Here is a 24,141-nt window from a genome sequence, read left to right as displayed (position 1 = left end):
CCATTTGCGGTTCCAGCCCGCAATTACTCGGGTTAGCGTTAAGGTGCGACGGCCAGCGGATGAGCGGCAAACCAGGCCTTGGCCTGTTCAGGAATGACGCCGATCCCCTGGAATGTCTTGACCCGCAGGCCGCGCTCCTCGCCTCGGTGATAGAGCGCGCGCCCGCACCGATTGGCGAACAACTGCCGATGCAGCAAGCGGGTCACTGCGCCGGTGTGGCCGAACGGCGCGATCCAGTCGTTGAGCCAGAGGCGCTCGCCGCTGTTCCAGTCGGCGTCTGTCAGGGTCAGCGGCGATTGCCGCAGATAGCGTTGCTCGGCCGCCGCGTCGAGATTGAGCCAGGACAGGTAGAACACCGGTTTTCCCCGTTCACTGGCGAGCACGAACTGGCGATGCTTGAGGGCCGGCAACAACAGCGTCGGCAAACTGTGCAACGGCGCATCGCGATGCGCCTTGGAATGCATCCACAACCAGGTGGCCGAGCCGAATACCGCGGCTTCGTTCCAGGGCTCGTCGATCAGGCCGGGGGCAATGATGTCTAGCGTCTCGAACTGCATGGGATCACCTCAGAATGACCAGATGACGGTGAACGCGCTGGTCACGTTGGCCGTCTCGAAACCATCGGGCTTCTTCAACGGCGTCCCCAGCGACCAGTCGTAGGACAGGCCCTTGTAGCCACCGCGTATCCCCACCACGGCGCCCGCCAGGCGCTTGCCGATCAGGAACTCACTGGCCGGGCCGCTGACTTCGCCGTAGTCGATACCGGTGTAGAGCTCCTGGCCGGTCTGGCCCAGGAACAGGCCGACCTCGTTGCGCAGGGTCCAGCCACGGTCGGCGGACAGGATGTTTTCCCCGTCGAAGCCCCGCACGCTGTAGCGCCCGCCAATCGAGAAACGGTCCTGGGGCACCAGCGGCGTCCGGTTCCATTGCGCACGCCAGCCACCGATGTAGCGCAAGCGCTGGTCGCTGACCTGGAACGGCACCTGCAATTGGGCGTCGGCGGTGATGATCTGCGAGCGTGACGTGCCCGCGTCGAAATCTTCTTCAGGGGCCCGGAGCGCGTCGTGGGCCCCGGTGCCGCGGCGATAGGCGGCGCCCAGGTCGAGAATCGAGGCGCCGATGAATTCGCGATGGTTCAACCCGAGCTGCCAGCCGGCCATGCGCCGTTTCTGGTTGCCGATCTGGGTGTCGTCGATGAAATTCTCCGACGAACGCGTCCACAGGCTGCCCCAGGCGGTGGTCTTGCGAACGGCGTCGCGGTACAGCAGGCGCGACAGGCGCAACTCGTTGTTACGGCTCTCGCCTCGGTACTGGTAGGTCTGGTTGGCGCCGGCGACGGACTGCTCGTAGTTGTATTCACTGGTGGTGAAACCCAACTGCCAATAACCGAACGGCAGCGAGTAATGCAGGGTGTTGCCATCGGAACCGCGATGACCGGACTCGCCGCCCCCCAGGTCATGGTTGACGCTGGCATAGAACAGATCATTGAGCGACAGCAGGTTATCCAGGGACAGCGACACGTTGCCCTGGTACTTGCCGGTGGTCTTGCTGCCCGAGTTGTCCACCGACAGGCTCACGCGCGCGGGAAACCGCTGGGTCCAGGCGATCACCACATCGCTTTCACCGGGCTTGGCGTCGGCGGCACGGGCCGGGGCGATCTGGATGTCGGCTTCGGCGGTGGGCACGCGCTTGAAGTTCTCCAGCGCCTGCTCGATGTCGCGCAGGTTGAGCAGGTCGCCCGGATTGGCCGGCATCGCATTCCAGGCATTGGCCCGGCCGCTGGTGCCCTCCTGGAAGCGAATCTCGCGAATGCGCCCCGGCACCAGGGTCAAGACCAGGACGCCGCTGTTCAGGTCCTGGGCTTCGGCGAGCACGCGAGTGGTGACGTAGCCAGCCTCGATGATCGCATTCTGCATGCGTTTCATCGTCAGGTTGATCCCGGCACCCCCCAGGCAACGGCCGATGGCCGGATCCTGCTTGGGGTTGGCGGCGCGCAAGGCCCACTGGAATTTGTCCGACGCCTCGCCAATCAGGCGGATGTCATTGATGGTGAAGCAAGGGCTTTCCTTGGCGGGCAGGCGATCGGCCTCCTCGGTAACAGGCGCCGCTTGCAAGCGCACATCCGGCCGCGACTCCAATTGATCGCGCAACACCCGTTCACGCTCACGCTGGCGCAGCAACTCCTCTTCAGGCCCGGCCGCCTGGGCGACGCTCCCCGCTCCCACCGTCCAGGCGGCCAGCAACAGCAACGCCAGGCGCCGTGAAGGTTGTGCAGGGGAACGAATACCGTCGACAAGGCGACGAGCAGTGCGTGATTGACGCGTTCGGCAAGGTGCGGCTGCGCGCATGACACATCCTTGTGGCTTGAATCCAGAAATACGGTGGGCATCGACACTGATGCCCATTAAAAAGGCACGTAATTAGGAAGTTTCCTACAACGTACCGAGACGGTCAGATTGCCATCAGGGGAGAAAGTTTCGCGTCACGCCAACCAGACGCGCGCGGGTGGGTAAAAATGGGCAATGGGTCACATCGCTGCCCTGAGGGCACTTCCCCAAGTCGTTGCGCGGTGTTTGTCCAGCCAGCGACTCAAGGGCTAGACTGGCGCTGCCCAGCCACCAGGCCCGCCAGCCCATGCCCCTCATCCCGCCAGACACCGCGGACCAGACGCCGCACACCCTCGAAGTGGTCATGCGCTATCACATGGCCTGGAAGCGTCGCGACCTGGAGGCGATCCTGGCGATCTACCACCCGCAGGTGCAGTACAACGATTTTTTCCAGAACCGCAGCATGGGCCTGGCCGAACTGCGCGCCTACATCAGCGGAACGTTGCCCCGTCATCCCGACGAGTACCTTGAACACAACGACCGTATTCGCGCCGACGGCAGCACAGCCTTCATCCAGTACCAGACAGCACTCAAGGGCAGCGGCGAGCGGGTGGTCTTTCGCACCAGCGAAGCGATCACGGTGTGTGACGGCCAGATCCTGCGCATCAACGAATATGCGTCGTTGGTGCGCGACGGCGAGCCGCAGGCCGGACGCCAGGCCCCCGCCATCAGCAAGCTGGGGCTTTCGGCACGCCAATTGACCTTCATGGCCCGGGACCTGGCCGATTACTTCACCCATCAACAGCCGTTCCTGGACCCGGACCTGGACCTGGCGCGGATCGCCAGCGCCACGGGGTACAGCCGCAACCAGCTGTCCTACCTGTTGAATCAGGTACTGGGGCAGAGCTTCTATCGCTACGTCACCCAGGCACGCTTGGCCTACCTGCTTGAACGCCTGGCCAGCCACGGCGAAAACGCGCCCATCGATGCCCTGGCGGTGAGCGCCGGATTCAATTCCACGTCGGCGTTCTACAAGGCCTTCCGCAACCACACCGGTTGCACCCCTAAGGCGTGGTTGAACGCCCATTGCGCGCGTGCCCGCAGATAACACAGCCCCTGTTGCGGCGCATTAATCTCTGTCGGCAATCAACCGATGGAGCATGTGATGGCTGGCTGGCGTGGTGTGAGCTTGTGGATGGAGCAACTCGGCGAGGCCCTGGCGCCTCGCCCGGCCTTGCAGCAGGACCTGCACGCGGATGTCGTGATTATCGGCGCCGGCTACAGCGGCCTGTGGGCAGCCTACTACCTTAAACAGCAGGCCCCGCACCTGAACATCGTCATCGTGGAAGCCCAGACCGCCGGCTTCGGCGCCTCCGGTCGCAATGGCGGCTGGTTGATGGGCAACCTGCTGGGCGAAGACCGGTTGCTGGGCCCTCTACCTGCCGCGCAACGCCACGCGAGCTACCAACTGCTGCATGGGATCCCCGACGAAGTGGCGCGGGTGTGCCAGCTCGAAGGCATCGATTGCGAGCTGCGCAAAGGCGGCGTGCTGTACTGCGCGGCGCGCTACCCCGAACAAGCACGACGCCTGCGCGAACAACTCGATGCCGCCCGTGCGCAAGGCCTGGGGGAAGACGACTACCGCTGGCTAAGCCCCCAGGCCTTGCGCCAGCAATTGAATGTGGCCCAGGCCTACGGCGCCCTGTATTCACCCCACTGCGCGACGATCCAGCCGGCACGGTTGGTACGCGGCCTGGCCGACGTCGTCGAACGGATGGGCGTGCGCATTTTCGAACAAAGCGCGGTACTCGACTGGAGGCCAGGCCAGGTTCGCACCGAGCACGGGCGGGTGCATGCCGACTGGGTGGTGCCGGCGGTCGAAGGTTATGCCAGCGCCCTGCCCCCGCTGGGCAAGCATCAGTTGGCCGCGCAAAGCCTGATCGTCGCCACGGAACCGCTCCCGGCCAGTACCTGGGCGGAAATTGGCCTGGACCGTGGCCAGGCCTTCAGCGAAAACAGCCGACAAGTCACCTACGGCCAGCGCAGCCGAGACGACCGCCTGGTGTTTGGCGCCCGCGGGGGCTATCGCTTCGGCGGTCGCCTGCGCAGCGACTTCAACCTGAGCCAGGCCGAACGGGCGTTGCGGCAACACCTGTTCAGCGAGCTGTTTCCGGTCTTGCGCCATGTACGCCTGACCCACGCCTGGGGCGGGAATCTCGGGGTCGCCCGACGCTTTCACCCGCACATGCTCGCCGACCGTCGCCAGCACATCGTACTGGCGGGCGGCTACGGAGGCGAAGGCGTAGGCGCCAGCAACCTGGGCGGCCGGACCGTGGCGGCGCTGATTCTTGGCCAAGACAACGAACTGACTCGCCAACCCTGGGTGCTCGGTGATCGCCCGCTCGACTCGCTGCCCCGCTGGGAGCCAGAGCCCCTGCGGTGGCTGGGTTACAACGCCATTATCCAGAGCTTTGTCCACGAAGATCGGGTATTGGCCAATCCCCATGCGCCACGCTGGCGCCGCCAGATCGCTGAAGGCCTGGCGGGGTGCATGGAACGCCTGATGAAGTCCAAGGAGCCGTTTGCATGAAGATCGATCATTTTCGCGACACCGCCCGCTTGCCCCTCGGTGAACCGGGCGCCGTGGGTGTACCGCTGGGCGAGCCGCTTTCACAGGTCGCCACGGCGAGCGTCGAGCGCGGCGACGGCGTCGAGGCCGGCGTATGGGAATGCACCCCCGGTCGCTGGCGGCGCCAGATCGTGCAGCAGGAGTTCTGCCACTTCATCCAGGGCCGTTGCACCTTCACCCCCGATGGCGGTGAAGCCCTTCATATCCAGGCCGGCGACGCGTTGATGTTCCCCGCGAACACCACGGGAGTCTGGGATGTACAAGAAACCGTTCGCAAAAGCTACGTGCTGATTTTCTGAACTGCCTTCATCCATAACGCCTAGAACAAAGGTTGAGGTCTCCCATGTTGAAGTCGATCGTTCCGTTACTGTTGATCGCGTCCACCGCCCAGGCGGCAGACACCGTCAGGATCTACAACTGGAGCAGCTACATCGCCCCGGACACCCTGCAGAACTTTACCGCCCATACCGGCCACCCGACTCAATATGACCTGTATGACAGCAACGAAGTGCTCGACGCCAAACTCATGGCCGGCCGCTCAGGGTATGACGTGGTGTTTCCCTCCAACCATTTCATGGCCCGGCAGATCACGGCCGGCGCGCTCAAGCCGCTGGACCGCAGCAAACTCCCCAACTTGAAGAACCTCAACCCGACGCTGATGAAAGTGCTGGAAGCCAACGATCCCGGCAATCGCTACGGCTTCCCCTACCTGTGGGGCAGCACCGGCATCGGCTACAACGTGGACAAGGTCAAGGCGGTCCTGGGCGATGTCCCCATCGACTCGTGGGACATCGTGTTCAAGCCGGAGAACATGAAGAAGCTCGCCCAATGCGGCGTGGCCATGCTCGACAACGGTCCCGAGATCCTTCCGATCGCCCTGAACTACCTGGGCCTGCCCCACCACAGCAAGGCCAAGGCCGACTACGAGAAGGCGCAAGCCCTGCTGCTCGGCGTGCGCCCCTATGTGAGCTACTTCCACAACTCCAAGTACACCAGCGACCTGGCCACCGGTGACGTGTGCCTGGTCGTGGGCTTTTCCGGCGACGTGATGCAGGCCGCCGCGCGAGCCACCGAAGCCGGGAACGGCCAGCACATTGCCTACGCCATTCCCAAGGAAGGTTCGCCAATGTGGTTCGACATGGTCGCCATGCCCGCCGATGCGCCGAATGAAGCCGCCGGCTACGCATTCCTCAATTATCTATTGGACCCCGCCGTGATGGCTGGCATCAGCAATTACGTGCACTACGCCAACGGCAACGCCGCCGCCGAGGGCCTGGTCGACAAGGCTATCCTGAACGACCCGATGGTCTACCCACCTGAAAACGTGATGAAGAAACTCTTCGTGCTCGAAGCGATGCCGCTGGAAAGCGACCGGTTGCGCACGCGCATCTGGAGCCGGATCAAGAACGGGCAATGAAACCCATGGCCGCTGATGCCGGGGATTCGGATCATCGGCGGCGCCCATGAAAAAGCCCCACCCGCCTTGGCCGGAGTGGGGCTTTCATTGCCTGCGGTGAATACGCTCAGTCCCCTGCCGTCTCCATGAGAATCGAGCCAGGGTGATGAGGGTTCTGAAGGCTTGAAGAATATGGTGTCCCAGGGCAGGTTCGAACTGCCAACCTTCCCCTTAGGAGGGGGATGCTCTATCCAATTGAGCTACTGAGACACGAGTCGACCACGAGAAACGCGGTGCGCGGGACGGCGTGCATGTTAGCGACCTGCCCTGCGTTTGTCATGTCGTCGCTGTTTTTTAACTGTAGGCAAATGGTGCGGTGGTACCGCTTCGGTGTTGATGAGCGTTGAATGCCGGGCGCCATTCATCTGTCCCTGAGCGTCCAACCTAGTAAATCGGCCATTTGCCACTATCCTATACAAGGCAAGGACGGCGGGTGTTTTTGTTGCAGGCGGGTTATCCGCCGGACGGTATGGCACAACGACACGATACGACGGTCACAGATGCGGACCTGTTGATTTTTTCAAACCAGTCCGCATTTTTTGATCAAGGGTACTGGCATAACGCCTTTACGCGGATCAGAATTTGTCACAGAATTGGCGCCAATGATCTGGCAATTTTGAGGCATGATGCGGGCCTCTTAACGATTCAGGTTGAACATTTGGCTTTGGAGCTTGTCCTATCGACATCCTGCGGCCAATCCCGAGAACCGCTCCCCTGAACTAACCGGTTAAATATATGCGCCCATTGAAACAGGCAATTTATTCCAGCCGTACGGCTGACAAGTTTGTCGTACGTCTGCCAGACGGAATGCGGGAACGCATTGCCGAGGTGGCTCGCAATCATCACCGCAGCATGAACTCTGAAATCATCGCGCGCCTTGAGCAAAGCCTGATCCAGGAAGGCGCGTTGGGTGAAGAATTGAGCATGCGCCTGGACAGCCCGGAGCTGTCACTGCATGAGCGCGAGTTGCTTCAACGCTTCCGACAACTCTCTCACCGCCAGCAGAACGCCCTCGTTTCGCTGATCGCCCATGACGCAGAGATGGCCGCAGACGCGTCCTGATCGCACGCATGAATTGAAGCCAGCCTCGTGCTGGCTTTTTTTTGCCCCGGATTTGCCCTCGGCGCGCAGGGTATGAATGCAATTGAGGCGAGGGCGCAAGCGCCCTCGCCTCAATTGATCAGGCCAGCATCAGAGCAGGAAGATCGTCGCCAGCCCCAGGAAAATGAAGAACCCGCCACTGTCGGTCATGGCGGTAATCATGACACTGGCCCCCATGGCCGGGTCGCGCCCCATGCGCGCCAGGGTCATGGGAATCAGCACGCCCATCAAGGCCGCCAGCAACAGGTTGAGTGTCATCGCGGCGGTCATCACCACCCCCAGCGACCAACTGCCATAAAGCAGATAAGCCACCACGCCGATCACCCCGCCCCAGATCACGCCATTGATCAAGGCCACGGCCAATTCCTTGCGCATCAAACGCGAGGTATTGCCAGTGCTGACCTGGTCGAGCGCCATGGCCCGGACAATCATGGTGATGGTCTGATTACCGGAATTGCCCCCAATGCCGGCGACGATGGGCATCAGCGCCGCAAGCGCCACCAGTTTTTCGATGGAACCCTCGAACAGGCCGATGACCCGGGAAGCGACAAACGCCGTGATCAGGTTGATTGCCAGCCAGGCCCAACGGTTGCGCAGGGATTTCCAGACCGAGGCGAAGATGTCTTCTTCTTCGCGCAGACCGGCCATGCTGAGGACTTCGCTTTCGCTTTCCTCACGAATCAGGTCGACCATTTCGTCGATGGTGAGACGGCCGATCAGCTTGCCGTTCTTGTCGACCACCGGCGCAGAAATCAAGTCATAACGTTCGAACGCCTGGGCCGCGTCATAGGCGTCTTCGTCCGGATGAAAACTCACCGGGTCGCTGGCCATGACTTCGGCCACCTGCTTCTCCGGGTCGTTGACCAGCAGGCGCTTGATGGGCAGCACGCCCTTCAGCACGCCGTCGTAATCGACCACGAAGAGCTTGTCAGTGTGCCCCGGCAGCTCCTTGAGACGACGCAAGTAACGCAATACCACTTCAAGGCTGACATCCTCGCGGATCGTCACCATCTCGAAGTCCATCAGCGCACCGACCTGCTCCTCGTCATAGGACAGCGCCGAACGCACGCGCTCACGTTGCTGGCCGTCGAGGGTCTCCATCAGTTCATGGATAACGTCCCGTGGCAGTTCGGGCGCCAGGTCGGCGAGTTCGTCGGCGTCCATTTCCTTGGCCGCCGCGAGCAACTCGTGATCGTCCATGTCGGCGATCAGGGTTTCCCGGACCGAGTCGGACACTTCGAGCAGGATGTCGCCGTCGCGATCGGCCTTGACCAGTTGCCAGACCGTCAGGCGCTCTTCCAGCGGCAAGGCTTCAAGGATGTAGGCGACGTCGGCGGAGTGCAGGTCATCGAGCTTGCGTTGCAGCTCGACGAGATTCTGCCGATGGACCAGGTTCTCGACCCGGTCGTGGTGCGGACCTTCCTGGCGGTGCGTCAGGTCTTCGACGACCCGCTGGCGCTGCAGCAGCTCGACGACTTGAGCGAGACGGTCCTGAAGGCTTTCTTGCGTTTTCTTTACTTCTACTTGGGTCATAGGCGAACTCCACTCCCAGCAGTGGAGCACGCCGGAAGGATCAATCAGTCAATTCATGATTGGCAAAACGGGGTCTTGAGTAACTACTGGGTAAGTCCATGGAGATATTCCAAAGCCCCGGCGGGGCTGACGGGCGCAATCATACACCGCTTGACGCTTTAAAACGTTAAAAAATCATGGCAAGAACAAGCGCTTGCGACACAAACCTGAACACAGGCTGAACCTGTCTGGTTACGACGACTTATCCTGAAAAGAAAACACACGCGCTGCTGTAAATGTAGCGGCTACCCTTGGTTTTTTCAGCGCCAAGGAGGACGCCGGATGCCTGTCGGCCATTACCTGTTTCTGCTCGCCAGCCTGCCCTGCCTGCCCCTGTGGGCAGCCGGGCAAACGGTGCACCGCTGCGAAGACAGCGTCGGGCACGTGACTTTTACAGCCCTGGACTGCAAGCCAGGAGAAGACCGCTCGCTGCAGCGGATCGATCCGTATCACCCGGGCACGATCGCGCCGATGACCGAATCGATGCTGCCGGAAGCCGAGCATCGGCAAATATCCGGCAATAAAAAACCGCGCAAGGAGCTGACAGTGGTCGGCCAGTTCGAAGACCGCTGCGCCAATCTCATCAGCGCCAAGCAACGCCGCGAAGCCATCATAGGCCGAAGGGTACTCGTCGGCATGAGCCAGCAGGATGTAGAGAGTGCCCTGGGCAAACCACAGTCGATCAAGGTGAGGAATTCGAGCACGCGCTACACCTACGCGACGAAGAGAGGTCGCAGTGCCGAGATCGTGTTCGATGAGAAAGGCTGCGTGAAAGGCAAACCGTAGACAGCAAAAAGCCCGCGTTAAACGCGGGCTTCTTGGTATATGGTGCACTCGACAGGATTCGAACCTGTGACCGCTCGGTTCGTAGCCGAGTACTCTATCCAGCTGAGCTACGAGTGCAAGTTGTGGTTTTATACCAGATCACAACTGGTTGAAGCCAAGTTATTTTGCATCACTGCAAACAACTCTTAAATGGTGCACTCGACAGGATTCGAACCTGTGACCGCTCGGTTCGTAGCCGAGTACTCTATCCAGCTGAGCTACGAGTGCATTTGTTGCCGCGCATTATAGGTCGTCAAATCTTTTTGTAAAGCGCTTTTTTCAGTAATTTCAATCACTTACCGATCAAGCCAGGTTTGACGCACTAAACGAATAATGGCGGAGAACGGGGGATTCGAACCCCCGACACCCTTTTGAGGTGTACTCCCTTAGCAGGGGAGCGCCTTCGGCCACTCGGCCAGCTCTCCGCAACACGGGGCGTATATTAACCACCTTCCTCCCCGTTTGCAAACATAAAAATCGATAAAAATTAATGGCTTGGTTCGTCGTCCTTCTCTTTCTTGATACGCAGGTAAATTTCCTCCCGGTGTACAGCAACCTCTTTCGGGGCGTTGACGCCGATACGCACTTGGTTTCCTTTGACGCCGAGCACGGTCACGGTGATTTCGCCATCGCCAATAATCAGGCTTTCTGCACACCGACGAGTCAGAATCAGCATACCTTTCTCCTCACGCAATTCAGTTCAGGGACAACAGTCGGCAAAAAAGGCGTTGGACCTACAACCGCAACGGTCGCAGCCTCCACGCCTAGTATTGACCAGCGCGGGCAAAAGAACAGTTTTGGGACGCGCCATTCAAAAAAACAAAGGGCGCGGTCCAGCCGCGCCCCAAAGGCAACGCTTACTCGCCCTGTCGGGCAGCGGCGTCAAGCTCGAAAGCCGTGTGCAGGGCGCGCACGGCCAGTTCCAGGTACTTCTCTTCGATCACTACGGAAACCTTGATTTCCGAGGTGGAGATCATCTGGATGTTGATGGTTTCCTTGGCCAGGGCTTCGAACATCCGGCTGGCCACGCCCGCGTGGGAGCGCATGCCGACACCGACGATCGAGACCTTGGCGATCCTGGTATCGCCCACCACTTCACGGGCACCGATCTCGCCTGCGGTTTTCTTCAGGACCGCTTCGGCAGCCGGGTAGTCGTTGCGGTGCACGGTGAAGGTGAAGTCGGTGGTGTTATCGTGCGAGACGTTCTGCACGATCATGTCGACCTCGATGTTCGCGGCGCTGATAGGGCCGAGAATCTTGAACGCCACGCCGGGGGTGTCTGGCACGCCACGGATGGTCAGCTTGGCTTCATCGCGGTTGAAAGCGATGCCGGAAATGATCGGCTGTTCCATGGATTCCTCTTCATCGATAGTAATGAGGGTGCCCGGACCCTCTTTGAAGCTGTGCAGGACGCGCAGCGGAACGTTGTACTTGCCAGCGAATTCCACCGCCCGGATCTGCAGCACCTTCGAGCCGAGGCTGGCCATTTCCAGCATTTCTTCAAAGGTGATCTTGTCCAGGCGCTGGGCCACGGGCACTACCCGTGGGTCGGTCGTGTAGACGCCATCCACGTCGGTGTAGATCTGGCATTCGTCAGCCTTGAGGGCCGCCGCCAGCGCTACGCCGGTCGTGTCCGAACCGCCACGGCCGAGGGTGGTGATGTTGCCGTGCTCGTCCACGCCCTGGAACCCGGCGACCACCACCACGCGACCCGCCTTCAGGTCGCCGCGAATCTTCTGGTCGTCGATCTGCAGGATACGCGCCTTGTTGTGCGCACTGTCCGTCAGGATGCGAACCTGGTTGCCGGTGTAGGACACCGCCGGCACGCCACGCTTGATCAGCGCCATGGCCAGCAAGGCGATGGTCACCTGCTCACCGGTGGAAACGATCACGTCCAGCTCACGGGGAACCGGTTGCTGGTCGCCGCTGATTTGCTTGGCCAGATCGATCAGACGGTTGGTCTCGCCGCTCATTGCCGACAGCACAACCACCAGGTCATCGCCCGCATCACGGAATTTCTTAACCTTGTCGGCGACCTGTTCGATTCGTTCGACAGTGCCGACCGAGGTGCCGCCAAATTTCTGTACGATCAAAGCCATTTCAAAGCCGCCTCTGCCCATGAAGGGCGCCCAATAATCACAACAACGACCGGGCCCGCCACTAGACTGCGAACCCGGGACGCTGCCTTAAATACCCTGCTCTACAAATGCAACGGTCTGGGCCAGTGCCGCGTCCAGTGCGCCGACGTCGGTACCGCCGCCTTGCGCCATGTCCGGACGACCACCGCCCTTACCGCCCACTGCCGCAGCGGCCTGCTTCATCAAATCACCGGCCTTGAGTTGGCCAGTCAGGTCCTTGGTCACGCCTGCGACGAGAACGACCTTTTCCTCATGGACACTGCCGAGCAGGATCACTGCGCGGCCGAGTTTGTTTTTCAGTTGATCGACCAGCGCCAGCAGCCCCTTGCCGTCCTGGCCGTCGAGACGCACGGCCAGCACTTTCACGCCCTTGACGTCCACGGCCTGGGCCGACAGATCGTCGCCCGCAGCGCTGGCGGCCTTGGCCTGCAACTGTTCCAGCTGCTTTTCCAGCAGGCGGTTGCGTTCCAGCACCGCCGACAGCTTGTCGATCAGGTTGTCGCGGCTGCCCTTGATCAGGCTTGCCGCTTCCTTGAGTTGTTCTTCGGCCGCATTGAGGTACGCCAGGGCCGCAGCACCGGTGACCGCCTCGATACGGCGCACGCCGGACGCCACGCCGCCTTCGCTGATGATCTTCAGCAGGCCGATGTCGCCGGTCCGGTTGGCGTGGATGCCGCCGCACAATTCGACAGAGAAATCGCCCATGCTCAGCACGCGCACGCTGTCGCCGTACTTCTCGCCGAACAGCGCCATCGCGCCCTTCTGCTTGGCGGTCTCGATGTCGGTTTCCTCGGTCTCCACCGGGGAGTTCTTGCGGATCTCGGCATTGACGATGTCTTCCAGCGCCTTGAGCTGCTCCGGCTTGATGGCTTCGAAGTGGCTGAAGTCGAAGCGCAGGCGCTGGCTGTCCACCAACGAGCCTTTCTGCTGGACGTGTTCGCCCAATACCTGGCGCAACGCCGCGTGCAGCAAGTGCGTGGCGGAGTGGTTCAGCGACGTGGCATGGCGCACCTCGGCGTCGACATGGGCCGCCACCGGGGCGGCGACCATCAGGCTGCCCGAGGCCAGCACGCCGTGGTGCAGGAACGCGCCGCCGGTCTTGGTGGTGTCGCGCACGTCGAAGCGCGAGCTGCCGGCCTGCAAGTAGCCGCTGTCGCCGATCTGGCCGCCGGATTCGGCGTAGAACGGCGTCTTGTCCAGCACGATCACGCCTTCCTGGCCTTCGCTCAGGATGTCGACCGATTGGCCGTCCTTATAGATCGCCACGATCTTGGCCGAACCGGTGGTGCCGGCATAGCCGGTGAACTCGGTCGCCACGTCGACCTTGACCAGGTTGTTGTAGTCCATGCCGAAGGCACTGGCGGAGCGCGCACGCACCCGCTGGGCTTCCATCTCGCGCTCGAAACCTTCCTCGTCGAGGGTCAGGTTGCGCTCGCGGGCGATGTCGCCCGTCAGGTCCATCGGGAAGCCGTAGGTGTCGTACAGCTTGAACACCACGTCGCCCGGTACCACGTTGCCCTTGAGCTCGGCCAGGTCCTGCTCGAGGATCTTCAAGCCCTGCTCCAGGGTCTTGGCGAACTGCTCTTCCTCGGCCTTGAGCACGCGCTCGATGTGCGCCTGCTGGGACTTGAGCTCCGGGAAGGCATCGCCCATCTCGGCCGCCAGCGCCGCGACGATCTGGTAGAAGAAGCTGCCCTTGGCGCCCAGCTTGTTGCCGTGACGGCAGGCGCGGCGAATGATCCGGCGCAGCACGTAGCCACGACCTTCGTTGGAAGGCAATACGCCGTCGGCGATCAGGAAGCCGCAGGAACGGATGTGGTCGGCGACCACTTTCAGCGAAGCCTGGTTGTCGTTGGTGCAACCGATGGCCTTGGCCGAAGCCTCCAGCAGGCTCTGGAACAGGTCGATCTCGTAGTTGGAGTGAACGTGCTGCAACACCGCACTGATCCGCTCCAGGCCCATGCCGGTGTCGACCGACGGTGCTGGCAGCGGATGCAACACGCCGTCGGCGGTGCGGTTGAACTGCATGAACACGTTGTTCCAGATCTCGATGTAGCGGTCGCCGTCCTCTTCTGGCGAGCCAGGTGGGCCACCCCAGATGTCGGCGCCGTGATCGTAGAAGATCTCGGTGCAAGGGCCGCACGGGCCGGTGTCGCCCATGGTCCAGAAGTTGTCGGAGGCGTAGGGCGCGCCTTTGTTGTCGCCGATGCGCACCATGCGCTCGGCCGGGACACCGACCTCTTTGGTCCAGATGTCGTAGGCTTCGTCATCGGTGGCGTAGACCGTTACCCAGAGCTTCTCCTTGGGCAGGTTCAGCCACTTGTCGGAGGTCAGGAAGGTCCAGGCGAACGTGATGGCGTCGCGCTTGAAATAGTCACCGAAGCTGAAGTTGCCCAGCATTTCGAAGAAGGTGTGGTGGCGGGCGGTGTAGCCGACGTTTTCCAGGTCATTGTGCTTGCCGCCGGCACGCACGCATTTCTGGCTGCTTACCGCACGGGTGTAGGCACGTTTTTCCTGGCCCAGGAAGCAGTCCTTGAACTGGTTCATCCCCGCGTTGGTGAACAGCAGGGTCGGGTCGTTGCCCGGGATCAAAGAGCTGGAGGCTACTCGGGTATGGCCTTGCTCTTCGAAGAAGCGAAGGAAGGCTTCACGGATTTCTGCGCTTTTCATTAGGTTCTTCCACGGAGGCTGCGGCCAAAGGCCTGTGCAAAACGTCAACAGACGAAGCAACGGCAAAGGGCCGCATTATATCGGCCCTTCGCCCGGGGTACAGCGTGTTATGCGATAGAAACTGTCAATTGGCTCGCTTGGGCGATCAGTTGCCGGAAAATTCGATGAACGTGGCGATCACCTGGTCGATTTGCGCACGGCTGACGTCCAGGTGGGTCACCATCCGCAAGCGGGACGCCGCGCTGAGCTTGATGCCCCGCTCGGCGGCGAATGCCTTGATCGCCTCGGCGCGTTCGCCCATCTGCACGTAGACCATGTTGGTCTGCACCGGCTCGACCTCGTAGCCCGCCGCGCGCAAGCCGTCGGCCAGGCGCTGGGCATTGGCATGGTCGTCGGCCAGGCGCTGGACCTGATGGTCCAGGGCGTAGAGCCCCGCCGCCGCCAGGATCCCGGCCTGGCGCATGGCGCCGCCGACCATCTTGCGCAAGCGGCGCGCCTTGCCGATCAACTCGACGCTGCCGCACAGGACCGAGCCGACAGGCGCACCCAGGCCCTTGGAGAGGCACACCGAGACCGAATCGAAATGCTGGGTGATGTCGCGGGCATCGATATTGAGCTTGACCGCCGCGTTGTACAACCGCGCGCCATCCAGGTGCAGCGCCAGGCCGTGTTCCCGGGTGAAACGCCGGGCCTGGGCCAGGTAGTCCAGCGGCAGCACCTTGCCCTGCATGGTGTTTTCCAGGGCGAGCAGGCGGGTCCGGGCGAAGTGGAAGTCATCGGGCTTGATGGCGGCAGCCACCTGGGCCAGGTCGAGGGAGCCATCGACTTGTGCCTCGAGCGGCTGCGGCTGGATCGAGCCGAGCACCGCCGCCCCGCCGCCCTCGTATTTATAGGTGTGGGCCTGCTGGCCAACGATGTACTCATCGCCGCGTTCGCAATGAGCCATCAGCCCCAGCAGGTTGCTCATGGTGCCACTGGGCACGAACAACGCCGCCGCGAAGCCCAGGCGCCTGGCGAGTTCGGCTTCGAGGCGATTGACGGTCGGGTCTTCGCCATACACGTCGTCGCCGGTTGGCGCGCTGGCCATGGCATCGAGCATGCCGGCGGAGGGTTGGGTGACCGTGTCGCTGCGAAGATCGATAACACTCATGAATCTGGCCTCGGGTTCTGGTGGGGGAATGCCCTTTCGAAGGGCAATTACTGCGGGCATTGCGCAGAATAATCAAGCCGGTCGACGTAAAGAGTCCCCTCGCGCGCACGCCGTGGGAGCAAAGCTTGCTCGCGATAGCGGTGGGTCAGTCAACATCGATACAGCCTGACCCGCCGCCATCGCGAGCAAGCTTTGCTCCCACGGCTCGCTCCCACAAGGGATATGTGTTAAAAATCCTCCGCCGCCACAAACGTGGCGGCTAAAACGTTCTCAGGGCGGGGTGCAATTCCCCACCGGCGGTAATTGCACGCAAGGTGCATAGCCCGCGAGCGCTTGGTGACGCACGGCTTCGGCGGTGTGGCGGCAAGGTCAGCAGACCCGGTGTGATTCCGGGGCCGACGGTCATAGTCCGGATGAAGAGAGAACGGGATTGACACCCAAGGGCCGCCTGCGATCGTCTGTTCGCCGCGTACCCTCGAATCCCCTTCGATTCATGACGCCCTGTTTTTCACACAAACAGGAACCAGAACATGCAACCCACCGCAATCGATAGCAAAACCAAACACTCGGGCGAGCGCGTCGCGTTCATCCAGGCTTGCTGGCACAAGGAAATCGTCGACCAGAGCCGCAAAGGCTTCGTCGCCGAGATGATCAACCAGGGTTACCAGGAAAGTGATATCGACTTCTTCGAAGTCGGTGGCGCCTTCGAAATCCCGCTGCACGCCAAGCTGCTGGCCAAGTCGGGCCGCTACGCCGGCATCGTCGCCGCCGGCCTGGTGGTGGACGGTGGTATCTATCGCCACGAATTCGTCGCCCAATCGGTGATCAGCGGCCTGATGCAGGTCCAGCTGGAAACCGAAGTGCCAGTGTTCTCGGTGGTGCTGACGCCGCATCACTTCCACGCCGGGGAAGAACACCAGAAGTTCTTCTTCGAACACTTCGTGCACAAGGGCCAGGAAGCTGCGAAGACCTGCGCCGATACCTTGCACAAGACCCGTGCATTGCGTCGTACCGAGCCGCGGGCGGTAGCGGTCTGACAAACACCCAGGAACCTGTGGGAGCGAGCTTGCTCGCGATGACGGGGTGTCAGTCGCCATCAGTGTCGACTGATATACCGCTATCGCGAGCAAGGGTTCGGCATTGGCTTTAGATCAGGTTTTCATCCGTTGCCGGCACGATCAGGATCCCGGCCCGCAAGCCATTCTTCACCTTGGGGTTGGGGAAGATGATCCGGGCGCCCTCCTCCTCGATCACCCAGCGGGTCTGGGCGATGTCTTCCGCCAGCACATAGCCTTTTTCCAGTTCCGAGAAGTTCTCGATGTCCGCCGGCAGGTTCAGGCGGAAGCTGTCGCTGTGCTTGATGATTTCCCGCGCCACGCTGAACAGCTGCAAGCCGTCGAGCTCGAGCCCGTCATCCAACGCTGGCTCGTTGCCTTCGATGATCTGTTGCAGGCGGGTTTCCAGCAGGCTGACGTTGACCCCTTCGTTCTGCCCGAACGGCCGGGCCTTGCCCAGTTCCAGGGTGAAGGACTCGGCGCCGAGCTGGTCGTAGGTGTAGGCACTGAACACGATCGACGGCTTGTTCTGCAACAACACCGCTTCCATGCCCGCCGCCCGCAGCCGCGCCAGTTCTCGGCGCGAGTGCGCGCGACCTTCCTTCCACGGGTACAGGGCGAACTGCTCGATCTTCGAGCCGCGGATGGCGGTGTGCAGGTCATAGTGCAAGCGACTGCGTTCCGGGCGATTGAAGAAACTGGCGGCCAACCGCTCCAGCTCGCAGGCGCGCAGCGCCTCGGGGCCGCCGCTCAACTCGTGGCGGCCATTGAACAACCGGTTCACGTCCTGCTCGACGAAACGCTCGCCGCGCCGAATGGCCTCGGGGTTGCCGAACAGGAACAGGATGCGTGCCCGTGGCTTCAGGTCGCCACGGGCGATGTCGTGCAGCAGGCGATCGAGCAATTCGATCGGCGCGGTCTCGTTGCCGTGGATACCGGCTGACAGCAGCAGGTCCAGGCCGTTATCCCGGGCTTCGGGCGGCTTGACCTCCAGCGCGCCCTCGCTCAACCAGCGCATCCGCACGCCTTCGACTGTCAGTTGAGTCTTCTCCGCCGGTTCACGGCCGGCGAGGGTCAGTTCAAGCAGTTTGCCGAGGGCGAGCATAGCGCGGTTTCCTTAATGATCGTGGCCGCAATCCGGGCCATGGACATGGTCATCGTCGCCGACGTCCGCCGGTTCCATTTCCAGTTGCAGGCTGACCAGGTTGGTCGCCAATGGACGCAGCAACAGGTTGGCGTATTCCTCGTCCCCTTCCTCGACGTCCACGCCGATCAGCAACTGGCCGCGGCCGTCCTGCTGGATCCAGAGCTCCTTGCCTTGCCACATGACCGCGACGCGGGTGCAGGAGGTTTCCAGCTGGGTGCCATCGGTGTCTTCAAGAATCAGTTGCAGGCCATCGCTCATGTTTTTACGTTCTCGTCTGGGGATAAGGCAACGCGCCCTGCCTTGACTGTAGTCAGGTCGCGCGCGCTTTCAATTGATCTGGAAAGGATAGACCGCGCCAAGTTTAAGGATTTGCGTCAGTTCATCCAGTGCCGCACGGCATTCGAGCAACAACTGCGGGTCTGCCAGGTCGTTTTCGGTCATGCGGTCGCGGTAGTGCCGCTCGACCCATTGGGTCAGCGACTCGTACAACGGCGCGGTCATGATAACCCCTGGGTTGACGGCCGCCAGCTCGGTTTCATTGAGTGCCACGCGCAACCTCAGGCACGCCGGGCCGCCCCCGTTCTGCATGCTTTGCTTGAGGTCGAAGACCTTCACTTCGCGAATCACCCCGCCCGAGGCCATCAGGCCCTGCAGGTATTGCCAGACACGCTCATTGCTACGGCACTCTTCCGGCACGATCAACAGCATCGAGCCGTCGGCGCGCGACAGCAGTTGGCTATTGAACAGGTAGGAACGGACCGCATCATCGACCGTCACCGCCGAACGTGGCACGCACACCGCCTGGAACTTCCCGCCGACCTTGGCAAGCTTGCTGCCCAGCTCGGCCAGCAGCTTGTCGGTCTCCAGGAAAGCGTCCTCGTGATAGAACAGCACTTCGCCGTTGCCGACCGCGATCACGTCGTTATGGAAGACGCCCTGGTCGATCACCGACGGATTCTGCTGGGCGTAGACCACGCCGTCCTCGCTCAGGCCGTGCAAGCGGGCGACCGCCCGGGACGCTTCGAGGGTCTGGCGCGCCGGGTACTTCTGCGGTGCCGGGTAGCGCGTGTCGAAGGCGCTGCGGCCAAACACGAAGAACTCCACGCCGGCTTCGCCGTAGGCACGGCAGAAACGCGTGTGGTTGGCGGCGCCTTCATCGCCGAACTGTGCCACCGCCGGCAAGGCGGCGTGATGGGCGAAGTGCTGCGGGTCGGCGAACATCGCACCTAGCACGCGGCTGGTGGTCGGGTGCTCGATGCTGCGGTGGTATTTGCAGTTCAGGTTGGCGGCGGTGAAATGCACGCGCCCGTCGGCGGTGTCGGCGCTCGGGCTGACGGTGGCCGCGTTGGCCACCCACATGCTGGAGGCCGAGCAACTGGCGACCAGCAGTGGCATCGCTTCCTTCGCCGCCTGCTGGATCACCTGGGCATCGCTACCGGCAAAGCCCAGCCGGCGCAGGGCCGCCACGTCGGGCCGCTCCTGCGGCGCCAGCACACCCTGCTGGAAGCCCATGTCCATCAGCGCCTTCATTTTCGCCAGGCCCTGCAACGCCGCTTCCTTGGGGTTGGACGATTGCTGGCTGTTGCTCTGGGACGCGACGTTGCCGTACGAGAGCCCGCCGTAGTTATGGGTCGGCCCCACTAGACCGTCAAAGTTGACTTCATAGGATTTCATCAGCGAGGCTCCACGAGAATCTGTTTTTTATAGGCATCAATAACAACCGTGTCGCGGCTATCGCGGGCAAGCCTTGCTCCCACAGGTTTTGCATAGGCCCCGTGGGAACAAGGTTTGCTCCCAGGTTTTGCAAAGGCCCTGTGGGAACAAGGTTTGCTCCCAGGTTTTGCATAACGCCTGTGGGAACAAGGTTTGCTCCCAGGTTTTGCATAGGCCCCGTGGGAACAAGGTTTGCTCCCAGGTTTTGCATAGGCCCTGTGGGAACAAGGTTTGCTCCCAGGTTTTGCATAGGCCCTGTGGGAACAAAGTTTGCTCCCAGGTCTTGCATAGGCCCTGTGGGAACAAGGTTTGCTCCCAGGTTTTGCATAGGCCCTGTGGGAACAAAGTTTGCTCCCAGGTTTTGCATAACGCCTGTGGGAGCAAGGCTTGCTCCCAGGTTTTGCATAGGCCCTGTGGGAACAAGGTTTTCTCCCAGGTTTTGCATAGGCCCTGTGGGAACAAGGTTTGCTCCCAGGTTTTGCATAGGCCCTGTGGGAACAAGGTTTTCTCCCAGGTTTTGCATAACGCCTGTGGGAGCAAGGCTTGCCCGCGATAGCGATCTCAAGACATGCGCACGCCGGGGGTCAGGGCAGCCGGCATCACAAGGCTTGGTGTCTCCAGGGACGCCACCGGATACGCGCAATAATCGGCCGCGTAATAGGCACTGGCGCGGTGGTTGCCCGAGGCGCCGACACCGCCGAACGGCGCGCTGCTGGCGGCGCCGGTCAGTTGCTTGTTCCAATTGACGATGCCGGCCCGGCTCTGGAGCCAGAACTGCTGGTAACGCGCCTCGGAATCCGACAGCAACCCGGCGGCCAAACCATATTGCGTGTTGTTGGCCTCGGCGATCGCCGCGGGGAAATCCGCATAGCGAATCACTTGCAGCAACGGTCCGAACAGTTCCTCGTCAGGACGCTCGGCCACCGCCGTCACGTCGAGAATGCCAGGGGTCAGCAAGGCTGCCTGGGCCTGGGGCTGGGTCATCGCCAGCAGCGGCACCGCGCCTTTGCCCAGCAGGTGGTTTTGCGCATCCATCAACGCCTTCGCGGCGCCGAGGGAAATCACCGACCCCATGAACGGCGCCGGCTGTTGATCGAAGGCACCGACTTCCAGGGTCGAGCTGACCGCCACCAGGCGCGCCAGCAACGCATCGCCCCAGGCGCCTTCGGGCACCAGCAGGCGGCGCGCGCAGGTGCAGCGCTGCCCGGCGGAAATGAAGGCGGATTGAATGATGGTGTAGACCGCCGCCTCGACGTCCGCCACCTCGTCCACCACCAGCGGGTTGTTACCGCCCATTTCCAGCGCCAGGATCTTGTCCGGGCTGCCGGCGAACTGTTGATGCAACAGGTTGCCGGTACGGCTGGAGCCGGTGAAGAACAGCCCGTCGATGCCCGGGTTCGCCGCCAGGGCGATACCGGTTTCCCGCGCGCCTTGCAGCAGGTTCAGCACACCCGCCGGCAGGCCGGCCTCGACCCAGCACTTGACGGTCAGCTCGGCGACTTTCGGCGTCAGCTCGCTGGGCTTGAACAGCACGCTGTTGCCCGCCAGCAACGCCGGCACGATGTGCCCGTTGGGCAAGTGGCCGGGAAAGTTGTACGGACCGAACACCGCCACCACGCCGTGGGGCTTGTGTCGCAGCACGGCCGTGGCGTCGCCCAGGGGGCCGCTCTTTTCGCCGGTGCGCTCACGGTAGCTCTGGATCGAGATCGCCACTTTGTTGACCATGCTGGTGACTTCGGTGGCCGCTTCCCACAGCGGTTTGCCCGTTTCCTCACCGATGCAACGGGCCAGTTCGTCGGCGCGATGCTTCAGCGCTGCGGCAAAGGCCTCCAGCACCTGGATACGCTCATCCAGCGAACGCCGGGCCCACTCCGGGAACGCCTGACGCGCCGCCTGCACGGCCGACTCCACTTGCGCCGCCGTGGCGCCCTTGCCGGCCCACAACACCTGCTGGGTGACCGGGTTCAACGACTCGAACACGTCACCCTGGCCTTCCAGCCAACTGCCTGCGATGTACAGCGAATTCATTATTTCGACTCCCGAGCAGCGGACAACGCCACGGCGCGCACCTGATCGCCGACGTTGAGTTGAAGACGTTTGGCGGTCAGCGGATCGACCACCAGGGTGCCTGCGGCGAAGCGCGCCGGAGCCGCCGTGATGCGGCAGTCTTCGCGCTTGCGGTTGTGGATGAGGAACGGCGTGGCGTCATCGCCCGGCGTGCCGATGGCGAGGACCAGCGCCTGGCTGTCGCGAATCGCGCGGATCTTGCCGGTTTCGCACTCCACGGCCGGGCCGGCGTCGAAGATATCGACGTAGCCCTGGTAGCTGAAGCCTTCGCTCTTGAGCATCGACAGCGCCGGCTCCGTGTCCGGGTGCACCTGGCCGATCACGGCCCGCGCGTCTTCGGACAGAAAGCAGGTGTAGAGCGGGAACTTGGGCATCAGTTCGGCGATGAACGCCTTGTTGCCCACCCCTGTCAGGTAGTCGGCCTGGCTGAATTCCATCTTGAAGAAGTGCCGGCCCAGGCTTTCCCAGAACGGCGACCGGCCGTTCTCATCGGACATGCCGCGCATCTCGGCGATGATCTTGTTGCCGAACAGCGTCGGGAATTCGGCGATGAACAACAAACGGGCCTTGGCCAACATGCGGCCGTTGAGGCCATTGCGGTAATCGGCATGGAGGAACAGCGAGCACAGCTCGGAGTTGCCGGTCAGGTCGTTGGCCAGGAACAGCGTCGGGATTTCCCGGTAGATGTTCAGTTCCTGGGAAGCGCTGACCGTCAGGCCGACCCGGAAGTTGTACCAGGGCTCGCGCAGCCCCACGGCACCGGCGATGGCGGAAATCCCCACCACCCGACCGTCGTCGTCTTCGAGCACGAACAGGTAATCCGCATCGCCGCGCCCGGCTTCGCCGCGAAAGGTCTTCTCGGCCCAGCCGACCCGATGGGCCAGGCGCTCTTCATTGGCCGGCAAGGTGGTCAGGCCGGTGCCGGTACTGCGGGCCAGGGCGATCAGAGCGGGTAAATCGCTGCTGCGTACGGGACGAACGATCATGCTATCTCCTCAGACGGGTCGCTCACGCCACCCGCGAAACTCGTTAAACCGCCACCAGGCGCACGCTGGCGCCTTCGCCAACGCCCAGGGCCTCGGCCGCTTCCATGTCCAGCGTCACCGGCTTGCCCGGTGCGTAATCCAGCTCCAGCAACACGGCGCGGTAATCCTGCAGTTGGGCATTGGCCACCAGGTATTGCCGGCCGGCGCCCTTGACCGGCTCGCCGATCTTGACCGGTACCACGCGGCTCTGGGCGATCGAGCGGATCCCCGAGACGCGGGCATGCAGGGTCGGGCCGCCGTCGAAGATGTCGATGTAGTGATCGGTCTCGAAACCTTCGCGCATCAGGATGTCGAAGGTGATCTGCGCGCGCGGGTGGACCTGGCCCATGGCTTCCTGGGCAGCGTCCGGCAACAGCGGCACGTAGATCGGGTAATGGGGCATCAGCTCGGCGAGGAAGGTTCGGCTTTTCAGCCCGCACAGGCGCTCGGCGGCGGCGTAGTTGAGGTCGAAGAAATTGCGCCCGATGGCGTCCCAGAACGGCGAATCACCGTTCTCGTCGCTGTAGCCGACGATCTCGGTCACCACCGAATCGGCGAACCGCTCCGGATGGCTGGCGACGAACAGCAACCGCCCACGGGAGTTGAGTTCCGACCACGGCGAGCCGACCAGCTCCGGGACCACATAGAAACTGGTCAGCAGGCTATTGCCGGTCAGGTCGTGGCACTGGGAGAGCACGTGGATCTTGTTGTGGATCTTCAGCTCACGGGAGGCGTGGACGAAGGTCTCGTTGCGAAAGCTGTAGAACGGCTCGGAATAGCCCGCCGACGCGACGATCGCCGAACAGCCCGCCAACTTGCCGGTGGCGGTGTCTTCGAGGACGAAGAAATAGCTTTCCTCGCCATTGAAACTGACTTCGGCGGCAAACGAGGCTTCGCTCGCGGCGATCTTGTCGCTCAGGCGTTCCACGTCATCCGGCAAGGAAGTGACACCGATCGGACTGTCCGCAGCCAGGCGCTGTACCTCGCCCAGATCAGCCATTTGCGCGGGGCGCATCACCAGCATGGTGTCACTCCTTAACTTGAAATAAAGGGTTCGACCGTGGGGTCGACACACAGAAAAAATACCGGACCCGCCTCCCTACTGACTCAAATGGGGAGCAGGTTTGTGGGGGGGGGGGGGGGGGGGGGGGGGGGGGGGGGGGGGGGGTGTGCGGGGGGGGGGGGGGGGCTTGCAATTCTCCGTGTACCCAGGCCGGCTCGGGCTTGGGTTCGGGCACGCGCTGGAACAGGCGATCGAGCTGTGCG

At 62.4% G+C, this 24,141-nt stretch carries 20 protein-coding genes, 4 tRNA genes and 1 riboswitch; of the genes, 7 read left to right on the top strand and 17 right to left on the bottom strand.

The genetic code is table 11. The features are described from left to right. Positions 1 to 38: 38 nt before the first annotated feature. Both Q6A48_RS12885 and Q6A48_RS12880 read right to left on the bottom strand, forming a co-directional pair. Positions 39 to 557 (bottom strand): toxin-activating lysine-acyltransferase, encoded by a 519-nt coding sequence (locus Q6A48_RS12885; RefSeq protein WP_304554487.1) that lies wholly within the window; start codon positions 555 to 557, stop codon positions 39 to 41. 9 nt (positions 558 to 566) lie between these two features. Beyond that, entirely contained in the window at positions 567 to 2,348 is a 1,782-nt protein-coding gene (locus Q6A48_RS12880) for a ShlB/FhaC/HecB family hemolysin secretion/activation protein (protein WP_304554486.1), read from the bottom strand. Positions 2,349 to 2,634: 286 nt separating this feature from the next. On the opposite strand from Q6A48_RS12880, the gene Q6A48_RS12875 reads away from it, so the two are divergent. The 4 genes from Q6A48_RS12875 to Q6A48_RS12860 are packed head-to-tail and all read left to right on the top strand — an operon-like array spanning position 2,635 to position 6,373. Continuing rightward, positions 2,635 to 3,435 carry an AraC family transcriptional regulator gene (locus tag Q6A48_RS12875; protein ID WP_304554484.1) on the top strand — a complete coding sequence of 267 codons (801 nt, stop codon included), beginning with the start codon at positions 2,635 to 2,637 and terminating at the stop codon, positions 3,433 to 3,435. A gap of 57 nt (positions 3,436 to 3,492) precedes the next feature. Continuing rightward, entirely contained in the window at positions 3,493 to 4,917 is a 1,425-nt protein-coding gene (locus Q6A48_RS12870) for an NAD(P)/FAD-dependent oxidoreductase (protein ID WP_304554483.1), read from the top strand. Beyond that, positions 4,914 to 5,255 carry a cupin domain-containing protein gene (locus Q6A48_RS12865; protein WP_304554482.1) on the top strand — a complete coding sequence of 114 codons (342 nt, stop codon included), beginning with the start codon at positions 4,914 to 4,916 and terminating at the stop codon, positions 5,253 to 5,255. The genes Q6A48_RS12870 and Q6A48_RS12865 overlap by 4 nt, the downstream gene beginning before the upstream one ends. Before the next feature lie 44 nt (positions 5,256 to 5,299). Then, a complete protein-coding gene (locus Q6A48_RS12860; protein WP_304554481.1) occupies positions 5,300 to 6,373 on the top strand; it encodes a polyamine ABC transporter substrate-binding protein in 1,074 nt (357 codons plus the stop codon). A gap of 172 nt (positions 6,374 to 6,545) precedes the next feature. On the opposite strand, the gene Q6A48_RS12855 is transcribed toward Q6A48_RS12860, so the two are convergent. Next, a tRNA-Arg gene (locus Q6A48_RS12855) sits at positions 6,546 to 6,622 on the bottom strand. Positions 6,623 to 7,147: 525 nt separating this feature from the next. Here Q6A48_RS12855 and Q6A48_RS12850 point away from each other — a divergent pair. Further along, complete coding sequence (locus Q6A48_RS12850) at positions 7,148 to 7,474, top strand: Arc family DNA-binding protein (RefSeq protein ID WP_003178899.1); 327 nt, start codon at positions 7,148 to 7,150, stop codon at positions 7,472 to 7,474. 129 nt (positions 7,475 to 7,603) lie between these two features. Here Q6A48_RS12850 and mgtE read toward each other — a convergent pair whose 3' ends face one another. Beyond that, a complete protein-coding gene (mgtE, locus tag Q6A48_RS12845; RefSeq protein ID WP_053148151.1) occupies positions 7,604 to 9,046 on the bottom strand; it encodes a magnesium transporter in 1,443 nt (480 codons plus the stop codon). Between the two features lie 321 nt (positions 9,047 to 9,367). Here mgtE and Q6A48_RS12840 point away from each other — a divergent pair, with 321 nt between their 5' ends. Continuing rightward, positions 9,368 to 9,871: a cell envelope protein SmpA gene (locus tag Q6A48_RS12840; RefSeq protein ID WP_304554476.1), complete on the top strand. Its 504-nt coding sequence runs from the start codon at positions 9,368 to 9,370 to the stop codon at positions 9,869 to 9,871. A gap of 40 nt (positions 9,872 to 9,911) precedes the next feature. On the opposite strand, the gene Q6A48_RS12835 is transcribed toward Q6A48_RS12840, so the two are convergent. The 7 genes from Q6A48_RS12835 to ltaE all read right to left on the bottom strand — a co-directional run bounded on the left by Q6A48_RS12835 (position 9,912) and on the right by ltaE (position 15,868). Continuing rightward, positions 9,912 to 9,988: transfer RNA gene (locus tag Q6A48_RS12835), tRNA-Arg, on the bottom strand. A gap of 73 nt (positions 9,989 to 10,061) precedes the next feature. Further along, positions 10,062 to 10,138: transfer RNA gene (locus Q6A48_RS12830), tRNA-Arg, on the bottom strand. Between the two features lie 106 nt (positions 10,139 to 10,244). Beyond that, a tRNA-Ser gene (locus Q6A48_RS12825) sits at positions 10,245 to 10,335 on the bottom strand. A gap of 62 nt (positions 10,336 to 10,397) precedes the next feature. Next, a complete protein-coding gene (gene csrA / locus Q6A48_RS12820) occupies positions 10,398 to 10,586 on the bottom strand; it encodes a carbon storage regulator CsrA (protein WP_003178872.1) in 189 nt (62 codons plus the stop codon). Positions 10,587 to 10,767: 181 nt separating this feature from the next. Next, positions 10,768 to 12,009: an aspartate kinase gene (locus Q6A48_RS12815; protein WP_304554475.1), complete on the bottom strand. Its 1,242-nt coding sequence runs from the start codon at positions 12,007 to 12,009 to the stop codon at positions 10,768 to 10,770. 87 nt (positions 12,010 to 12,096) lie between these two features. After that, positions 12,097 to 14,718 carry an alanine--tRNA ligase gene (alaS, locus tag Q6A48_RS12810; protein ID WP_304554474.1) on the bottom strand — a complete coding sequence of 874 codons (2,622 nt, stop codon included), beginning with the start codon at positions 14,716 to 14,718 and terminating at the stop codon, positions 12,097 to 12,099. A gap of 145 nt (positions 14,719 to 14,863) precedes the next feature. Further along, positions 14,864 to 15,868, bottom strand: a complete 1,005-nt coding sequence (gene ltaE, locus Q6A48_RS12805) for a low-specificity L-threonine aldolase (RefSeq protein ID WP_304554473.1) — start codon at positions 15,866 to 15,868, stop codon at positions 14,864 to 14,866. Positions 15,869 to 16,130: 262 nt separating this feature from the next. Then, a riboswitch (FMN riboswitch) is annotated at positions 16,131 to 16,298 on the top strand. 100 nt (positions 16,299 to 16,398) lie between these two features. Here ltaE and Q6A48_RS12800 point away from each other — a divergent pair. Next, entirely contained in the window at positions 16,399 to 16,905 is a 507-nt protein-coding gene (locus Q6A48_RS12800) for a 6,7-dimethyl-8-ribityllumazine synthase (protein WP_304554472.1), read from the top strand. 109 nt (positions 16,906 to 17,014) lie between these two features. On the opposite strand, the gene astE is transcribed toward Q6A48_RS12800, so the two are convergent. The 6 genes from astE to aruF form a co-directional block, all read right to left on the bottom strand. Beyond that, positions 17,015 to 18,028, bottom strand: a complete 1,014-nt coding sequence (gene astE / locus Q6A48_RS12795; protein ID WP_304554471.1) for a succinylglutamate desuccinylase — start codon at positions 18,026 to 18,028, stop codon at positions 17,015 to 17,017. Positions 18,029 to 18,040: 12 nt separating this feature from the next. Next, positions 18,041 to 18,328 (bottom strand): hypothetical protein, encoded by a 288-nt coding sequence (locus tag Q6A48_RS12790; RefSeq protein WP_042728514.1) that lies wholly within the window; start codon positions 18,326 to 18,328, stop codon positions 18,041 to 18,043. Between the two features lie 69 nt (positions 18,329 to 18,397). After that, on the bottom strand, positions 18,398 to 19,744 hold the full coding sequence (gene astB / locus Q6A48_RS12785; protein ID WP_304554470.1) for an N-succinylarginine dihydrolase: 1,347 nt from the start codon (positions 19,742 to 19,744) through the stop codon (positions 18,398 to 18,400). A gap of 600 nt (positions 19,745 to 20,344) precedes the next feature. After that, positions 20,345 to 21,814, bottom strand: a complete 1,470-nt coding sequence (gene astD, locus Q6A48_RS12780) for a succinylglutamate-semialdehyde dehydrogenase (protein ID WP_304554555.1) — start codon at positions 21,812 to 21,814, stop codon at positions 20,345 to 20,347. Continuing rightward, entirely contained in the window at positions 21,811 to 22,836 is a 1,026-nt protein-coding gene (astA, locus tag Q6A48_RS12775; RefSeq protein ID WP_304554469.1) for an arginine N-succinyltransferase, read from the bottom strand. The genes astD and astA overlap by 4 nt, the downstream gene beginning before the upstream one ends. A 43-nt stretch (positions 22,837 to 22,879) precedes the next feature. Next, positions 22,880 to 23,899 carry an arginine/ornithine succinyltransferase subunit alpha gene (aruF, locus tag Q6A48_RS12770; RefSeq protein WP_003178851.1) on the bottom strand — a complete coding sequence of 340 codons (1,020 nt, stop codon included), beginning with the start codon at positions 23,897 to 23,899 and terminating at the stop codon, positions 22,880 to 22,882. Between the last annotated feature and the right edge of the window lie 242 nt (positions 23,900 to 24,141).

The organism is Pseudomonas citrullilanati, assembly GCF_030580855.1.
Lineage (GTDB): Bacteria > Pseudomonadota > Gammaproteobacteria > Pseudomonadales > Pseudomonadaceae > Aquipseudomonas > Aquipseudomonas citrulli.
Note: the sequence above shows the minus strand (reverse complement) of the source record. Positions and strands in the feature narration are given on the sequence as shown.